We start from the raw sequence: 7,141 nt of genomic DNA, 5'->3' as shown, positions 1-7,141 counted from the left end.
TTACTGGCTCTGGAGAGCAATCACTTTGAACAAGCCCCAAAAACCAGCACCTTTATAAATAAAACCGGTTTCTCTCGAGTTGCTTAAGACAACATATAGGGCTCTAGGGTCCCTGAAAGCTCCATCTAAGCATTCAGATGCTGTTTACGGGCAAGACGACTCAATAAAACTAAAAAAATTCAGTGGCAATTCTTATAGAATATATACTATTCAAAACGCTCCGGTGGTGTAGTCCGGCCAATCATCTCGGATTTTCGATCCGAGGACTCGGGTTCAAATCCCGGCCGGAGCATTTTTGCTATGGTTGGTCCGAAAATAATTTTTTTTATTTTCACTACCGGCCGGAGCATGTTATTCCTTTCCTTGCGGAAAGAATTTTATTTCAAAATTAAATAAGAACATATAGGTAAAAAAATGTGTTAAGAAATCAAGATTTCTTGCATACATAAAACATAAAGGTGATTATGTGAAACGATCAAGTAGACGTTGGAAAAAGAAAGGTCAGATGCGCTGGAAGTGGCAACGAAAGCGTATGAAGAAAGAAAAGCGGAAACGCTTGAGTAAATAGGTGAAGACGATGGCTCCCAATAAGAAAAAAATTGTGCAAACAAAAGTTAAAAAGAAAAAGTGGTTCACCGTCCTTGCTCCTAAATTATTCAATAATGCTGCATTGGGCGAATCTTATGTTGCAGATAGTGAACTTTTAAATGGAAAGTATATGACGGCAAACTTATCAACTATTATGGGTAACATGCGACGACAAAATGTTAATATGCATTTTCGTGTAACTACTGTTATTGATAGTAAAGCAGAAACTGAAGTCATTGGTTATTCTTTAGTGAATGCTGCAATGAAAAGACTTGTTCGACGTGGTCGGGATAAGATTATTGATTCCTTCCTTGCAAAAACTAAGGATAAGAAAGTCTTGCGTATCAAGCCTTTAATTATCACGCATTCCAAAGGAACTAAATCAACGCAGTCTGCTGTAAGGCTTGAAGCTCGACGAGTTATTCGAGAGTTTGCATTTACAAAAACTGTTGAAGAATTCTTTGCTGAAATTGCTGATGCTAAACTGCAAAAGCAAGTCAAAGAGGCTTGTGCGAAAATCTATCCACTTCGTTCTATGGATATTAAATCTGCTAAGCTTGAAGAAAATGCTGATGTTGTACTAACTGAAGGGGATGTAAAAACTGAAAAAGTTACTATTCGTAAAAAAGACAAAGGCGCGCTTCATCTAGTTGAAGAGGATGAACCGCAGCCTCAGGCAGAAACAGGGAACGAAGAAGAAGCTGATAAAGAAGCTCTTAACGAAGAAGTAGAACGTCAAGCACAAGAAGATGGCGATGAGCATGATTCCGTTGATTTGGAAGATGAATCTGAAGTTTCTGATGAAGATGCCAAAGATTTTGGCGATGATGTTGACGAATCTGTTAAAGAAGATGAATTTGCTGATGAAGAAGCTGATGAGTTAAACGAAGATTCATCGGATGCTGAAGAAGATTCTTCAAAAGAAAAGAAAGAATAATTATTGTTCTTCTTTTTCACTATGAAGCGTGCAAATTTTTTTTATTTTCTTTTTTTTTCTTTTCATTATCTTTTGTTGATGTACTATGGGAAATTATAAACTGGAAACAAATCGTGTCATTCAAACCATTAAAGAGAAGAATGCAAAGAAAGTTTGTTTGCAATTACCTGATGGTTTAAAGCCCGAAGCAAAAGAAATTGTTGATGACATTAGCGCAGCAACAGGTGCAAGCGTGTTTATTTGGGCTGGCTCAAATTTTGGCGCGTGTGATTTGCCTTTAGAAGTGCAGCGTCTTGGTGTTGATTTACTCGTGCATTATGGTCATAGCAAATGGGTGTATGATTTAGAAACAGTAAAATAATTAAACTATTTCTTTTCTAGTATTACTTATATGGGTGTAAAAGAGAATTTTAACAAGGTTTGGTTGAGATGCGAAGACAACGAGACTGCTCGTACATCTATTGACTCCAAAGAGCTTAACATTCTTAAAAAACAAGGCGCAAAAATAATTCTTGATGTGGGTTGCGGCGATGGTAGCAATGCAGCTTTTCTTGCAAATCAAGGTTTTGTAGTAACTGGTATGGATATTTCTGATGAAGGACTAAAGATTGCAAAACAGAAGGCCAAAGGTTCTCAGAACAACTATCTCTTGCAAGATATTTTCTCAACACTGTCATTTGAAGATAATTGTTTTGATGCAGTTATTGCTTATCAAAGTCTTAATCATGCAATAAAACCGGTGATTCTTGAAGCGTTCAAAGAACTAGGTAGAGTTCTCAAAAAAGATGGTATTTTCATTATTCGAATAGCGAACAGGGAAACATTTAATGTAGAACCAACTGATAAGAAAAATATTTATTACGACAAGGATTATGATCAAACATTTGAAGAAATTAAACCTCAGACTTTCAAAGGTATTGGTGGTGATGAAGACGGTATCATTATGTATACTTTTTATGAAGATGAGTTAAGTAAAGATTTATCTTTGCTTGGTTTTAAGAAAATGAGTTCGCGACTTGCTCCGCATCACATTGTTGCAGTTTTCGCTAACAAAAAACAGTAAAATAATTTTGTTCTGTTTAGTTTTTTTTACTACTTTGTCTAGTGAATCTTTATCTTCTTTAAGAACTTGTTCTAGAAACGTGCGCAAACCTTAATTATGAAATGGCGAGGATTTAAACCTTTCTGTTTTGCAGTAAATAAATGTTTAAGAAGTAGCGACCTTAAAAATTGGTTTATGTTTGTGGGGATTGACGAGTCAAATCATGGGTGGTTTCCTGAAATATTTGTTGGGTCTTATTCTCCAAGCACAGATAATCTTGTGAGAGGAAATTTTCCTAAGAAGCGAATAAAAAAGAGAAATCAAACGAAAAATTATGCTCGTAAATTTGCCAACATTCCTTATGTGCATACTATCTTCTCCGAGACTAGCAAAAATATTATTGGTAAAGTTAACATTCCTGTTGTTGCAATTTGTGAACTTGCTAGATATGTTAATGGAGTTAGCCCCGTGGATACTATTTTTGTTGATGGGGAGTTATTACTTGAACAAGTAGAAACTATTGAGCGATTGATTTATGACTTTAATAAGAGCACTAAACTTCATGCTGAGCCCCGGTTAGATAAAAAGATTCGTTTGGTGAATGAAGCTGATAATCGGGCTAATCATTTTCATCATTATTATTCTTCTCATCCTGATAAAGGCACTCGTATGGATAAGTATGTAGATAATTTAATTACGCCTCGTTTAGAAGCCTATAAGCCTTATTTAATTCCTTGTGAAGAATTGGATCAATAAGTCAAAACCGCCAAAATAAGCTTCTTTTTAGGAAAGGTTTATAAATAGAAACGATCTTTCCAAGTGTAGAAAGAAAAGAAAATCGTGTATACGCACATGAAGATAATTGAAAAATATTTCAGATATTAAATACAAAAAAAGATAAATAAGACGTGCAACAACTTCTTCATAATGATTAACGCGAGCCCGTAGTGGATTTTCTTTTCAACCACAAGCAATGCGTTTATGTTGTTGCGGCAGATTATTTTTGCTTCTCGCAAAAATTGTTCGTTTTCAACGCGTTTATTTCGGAAAAGCTAACGCTTCCCAAAATACGTTTACAAACGTTGATTGCCAAGGCAACAGCACAAAAACGCTTTGCATTTGCACGCGGAAAAAATAAAATGACAAATAACAAAACTAACGACTTACTCGTCGTTGAAACAATCAATGAGATGAAAAACTCTCAAGTAAAAGGCTTAACGTACCAATTAACAAGTTATGTGAAAGATGCGTTTAGAACTAAAGAAGGTCTTAACATTTTTACCATCACCGATGGTGAAGAGGATTTTAAACTAGTCAAGTTTGTTCCTGGTGCTATTGCATTTCCTGACATAATACAAGATGTCTATGCAACATTTCAATTCACAAGAAGCCATTATGAAGGAACCTTGCAAGGAAAAATTGTTGATGCGTGGAAAGCAAAAGCAGACGAAGAAGTTAAAGCTAAAGAATTAGTTCAAGATCAACTCTTAGCACAATTTCAGCCCAAAGGCAAACCCCAACTTAAAAGCGAAAACTTTGTGAAAATGCATGACATGCTTAACAAAGGTGCATCGGTTATTCGGCAAGCAATTTTAGAGAAGCGACCGATTATTATTACACATCATGGCGATGCAGATGGGTATGCTGCAGGTTTACAACTCGAGCGAGCAATTCGTCCAATGATTGATGACGCACATCCCTTCCTTAAATATCCTTCTAATTATTTTATGAGAAACCCATCAAGAACTCCTTGGTATGATGTCATTGATGCAACTAAAGATATTGGAACTTTTCTTATGAATGCGAAACGAAATGATCTTTCTGCTCCTTTAATTCTCATTGTTGATAATGGAAGTACTGCGCAAGATTTACTTGCAATGAGAAAAGCAAAAATTTTTGGTGCTGATGTTATGGTTATTGATCATCACGACCCTGGAGTTAAAGATAAACACGGTCAAACTCTTATTTGTAAGGAAACTATTAATCATGTCAATCCTCATTTAGTCGGTATTTCTGATAATATGTCGGCATCTATGGTGTGTTATGAACTTGCTCATTTAGTGAATGAAAACGTAAAGTCAGATGCATTTGTTGCAGCTGTTGGTGGTGTTGCAGATAGATGTGAGGGTGCTGAAATTGATGAACTTATCACATTATCAGGCGAATCTAAAGAATATGTTCGAGAAGTTGCTCTTACTGTTGATTATGAAATCTTTCAGACAAAAATGAATTTACAACTTAGTCCTATCAATACCTTACTTTATGGTCCGAAAAAAGAAAGAGATGCATTAGTTTTATTATATCGACCAATTATTCTTGAAGCTCAAGAAGAATTAAATTTGGTAGTACAAAAATATGTGCAGCGAGAACAGCAAGGAAAATACACGTTATTTAGTTTAGATGGCGAAGTAACTGCTCTGCGCGGTGATTATTTTTCTGTTGGTAAACTTGCAGCAATTGTAGGTAATAATTTTGAAGAGGTAAAGCCAAGAATTATTATGGTTCATACTGATGGAATAATTGTTTTTAGAGCAGAGCAAGAGCAGACTCTTTTTGACGTCAACAAACTAGTACCTCTTTTAATTGAAGCATTTCCTTACGCTCGTATTAGTGGTGGTGGTCATGCGGTTGCAGGTAGCATAAAATATTTACCTGCAGCAAAAGAAGAAGTCCTCACAAAAGTTAAGGACTACATTGCTTCGCTATAAGCGCTACGACTAACAACGTTGCCTTGAAGTAATAAAGAATCAAACAAATGTTGTGCAACGTGCGTTATGCAAAATAGTTTTGTTTGACGATTCTTGTTCGCTAGCCTGAGGCGCGATAATGCTTCGCAAGTGTTTGTATTTTTCACTTTTTAGTTTCAACACCCCTTTTTAAAGAATGACTTCTCAAATGCGAGTGTATGGATGAGTATCAGCAGTGTATTGACTATATTGAGGCTTATTGGGAGAAGATTACGTGTTTTTTTCCTGAAGATGCAGGAACGCGCATAGGGTTGCCACATCATTTCGTTTCGCCTAACGACACGTATTTTAAGAATGATCAATTCTATTGGGATACCTATTTCATCTCTCTTGGTCTTTTAGCTCGCGATGAAACGCATTTAGTGAAAGGTATTGTTGAAAATTTTTTGTTCATGCAAAAGCGTTTCGGCGTTATTCCTCTCAGAAACCAATTTTATAACTTAGGTATCTCTCAACCTCCTTTTTTATCTTCTTTAGTCTTAGCTGTCTTTGCAAAAACCAATAATAATCGCTGGCTTAGTGAGATGGCGTATATGCTTGAACAAGAACTCAATAAGTATTGGGTCGATGCGCATGAAAAGCAACATCATGTACTTGCTTGTGGTTTAAGTCGGTATTGTGATCATGAAATTACGCATGTAACTGCCGAACATGAGTCTGGTTGGGATATGACGAGTCGCTTTAAAGAGCATTGTTTGAATTTTGCACCTGTTGACTTAAATAGTTTGCTCTATAAATACGAAGTTGACCTCGCGCAGATTTTTAGAACGCTTGGCGATGTGCATAAAGCAGAACACTATGAGAAACTTGCAAGCAAACGAAAAGAATTAGTAACCAAGTACTGTTGGCATGAAGAACAAGGTTTCTTTTTTGATTATAACTATGTGGACAAAAAACAAAGTGATTTTTTTTCATTAGCAGGTTTTTATCCGCTATGGGCCGGGCTTGCATCAGAGCATCAAGCACATAAGATGTTGCATCATGTTGCGCAGTTTGAATGCGAAGGGGGTCTAGCTAATACGCAAAAGGATAAGTTGTCTATTGAGTTTAAACAATGGGATTATCCGAATGGGTGGCCTAATCAGCAGTTTATGGTCATTTCAGGTCTTGAAAAATATGGTTTTAGAGATGATGCGTTTCGTTTAGCAACAAAATGGCTTGCTTTAAACAAAAACGTGTTTGATAAAACTAAAACCTTCTGGGAAAAGTATGATGTGGTTGCGCAAACGAAAGGAAAACAGGGACGTTATCCAACGCAATCAGGTTTCGCATGGACTAATGCAGTATTTATTTTGCTGTATGATTTTGTAAAATCTGTTTCTTAATTTTTTATGAAGATATTTTTTTAATGAAAACAAAAATAGTTTTTTGAATATCAAACAGTGTTTAACAAAACTTAAAATATTTTAGCAAAAAATTTTTCTTGTTTTTTTTTCAAATTTTTTTTCTAAAAAATAAATTATTTTTTTGTACGTTTTAACGTTTAAAACGCAAGAAAAAGAATAACATTTAAATATGATTAAATCACAAATTACTATGTTGCTAACTATATGTTGGCAGCTAAGTATATTAACCATAACCGCGCGAGGTGTAAGTTAAATGGTAGCAAAGAAAAAAGCAGTAAAGCGAAAAGCTCCAGCTAAAAAAGCTGCAGTAAAGCGAAAAGCTCCTGCAAAAAAGAAAGTAGCAAAGAAAAAAGTTGCAAAGAAAGCAGCACCTAAAAAGGCTGCAAAAAAGAAGGTAGCTAAGAAGAAGGCTCCTGCTAAGAAAAAAGTAGCTAAAAAGAAGGTAGCTAAGAAGAAGGCTCCTGCTAAGAAAAAAGTAGCT

Annotated in this window: 7 protein-coding genes and 1 tRNA gene; all 8 read left to right on the top strand. The window is 35.6% G+C overall.

Annotated features, from left to right (window positions below; translation table 11 throughout):
- Window positions 1–217: 217 nt before the first annotated feature.
- Window positions 218–292: transfer RNA gene (locus tag K9M74_05640), tRNA-Glu, on the top strand.
- 285 nt (window positions 293–577) lie between these two features.
- The gene (locus K9M74_05635; GenBank protein MCF7799356.1) at window positions 578–1,525 is read left to right on the top strand and encodes a hypothetical protein; all 948 of its coding nucleotides are present in this window, start codon (window positions 578–580) and stop codon (window positions 1,523–1,525) included.
- A gap of 85 nt (window positions 1,526–1,610) precedes the next feature.
- Window positions 1,611–1,886 carry a diphthamide synthesis protein gene (locus K9M74_05630; GenBank protein MCF7799355.1) on the top strand — a complete coding sequence of 92 codons (276 nt, stop codon included), beginning with the start codon at window positions 1,611–1,613 and terminating at the stop codon, window positions 1,884–1,886.
- 30 nt (window positions 1,887–1,916) lie between these two features.
- Complete coding sequence (locus K9M74_05625) at window positions 1,917–2,588, top strand: class I SAM-dependent methyltransferase (protein MCF7799354.1); 672 nt, start codon at window positions 1,917–1,919, stop codon at window positions 2,586–2,588.
- A gap of 174 nt (window positions 2,589–2,762) precedes the next feature.
- Complete coding sequence (locus K9M74_05620; protein MCF7799353.1) at window positions 2,763–3,323, top strand: hypothetical protein; 561 nt, start codon at window positions 2,763–2,765, stop codon at window positions 3,321–3,323.
- A gap of 383 nt (window positions 3,324–3,706) precedes the next feature.
- A complete protein-coding gene (locus K9M74_05615) occupies window positions 3,707–5,275 on the top strand; it encodes a hypothetical protein (GenBank protein MCF7799352.1) in 1,569 nt (522 codons plus the stop codon).
- A 197-nt stretch (window positions 5,276–5,472) separates the two neighbouring features.
- Window positions 5,473–6,639, top strand: coding sequence for a hypothetical protein (locus K9M74_05610; GenBank protein ID MCF7799351.1), 1,167 nt, complete (start codon window positions 5,473–5,475; stop codon window positions 6,637–6,639).
- Window positions 6,640–6,913: 274 nt separating this feature from the next.
- On the top strand, window positions 6,914–7,141 hold a 228-nt coding region (locus tag K9M74_05605; protein ID MCF7799350.1), incomplete at its 3' end, for a hypothetical protein.

The organism is Candidatus Woesearchaeota archaeon (genome assembly GCA_021734105.1).
GTDB lineage: Archaea > Nanobdellota > Nanobdellia > Woesearchaeales > SKGA01 > SKGA01.
Note: the sequence above shows the minus strand (reverse complement) of the source record. Positions and strands in the feature narration are given on the sequence as shown.

What these genes read in the sequence shown, in the direction of transcription:
- K9M74_05625 (MCF7799354.1), top strand. Translation starts at nt 1,917, where the DNA reads ATGGGTGTAAAAGAGAATTTTAACAAGGTTTGGTTGAGATGCGAAGAC.
- K9M74_05635 (MCF7799356.1), top strand. Translation starts at nt 578, where the DNA reads ATGGCTCCCAATAAGAAAAAAATTGTGCAAACAAAAGTTAAAAAGAAA.
- K9M74_05615 (MCF7799352.1), top strand. Translation starts at nt 3,707, where the DNA reads ATGACAAATAACAAAACTAACGACTTACTCGTCGTTGAAACAATCAAT.
- K9M74_05610 (MCF7799351.1), top strand. Translation starts at nt 5,473, where the DNA reads ATGGATGAGTATCAGCAGTGTATTGACTATATTGAGGCTTATTGGGAG.
- K9M74_05630 (MCF7799355.1), top strand. Translation starts at nt 1,611, where the DNA reads ATGGGAAATTATAAACTGGAAACAAATCGTGTCATTCAAACCATTAAA.
- K9M74_05620 (MCF7799353.1), top strand. Translation starts at nt 2,763, where the DNA reads ATGTTTGTGGGGATTGACGAGTCAAATCATGGGTGGTTTCCTGAAATA.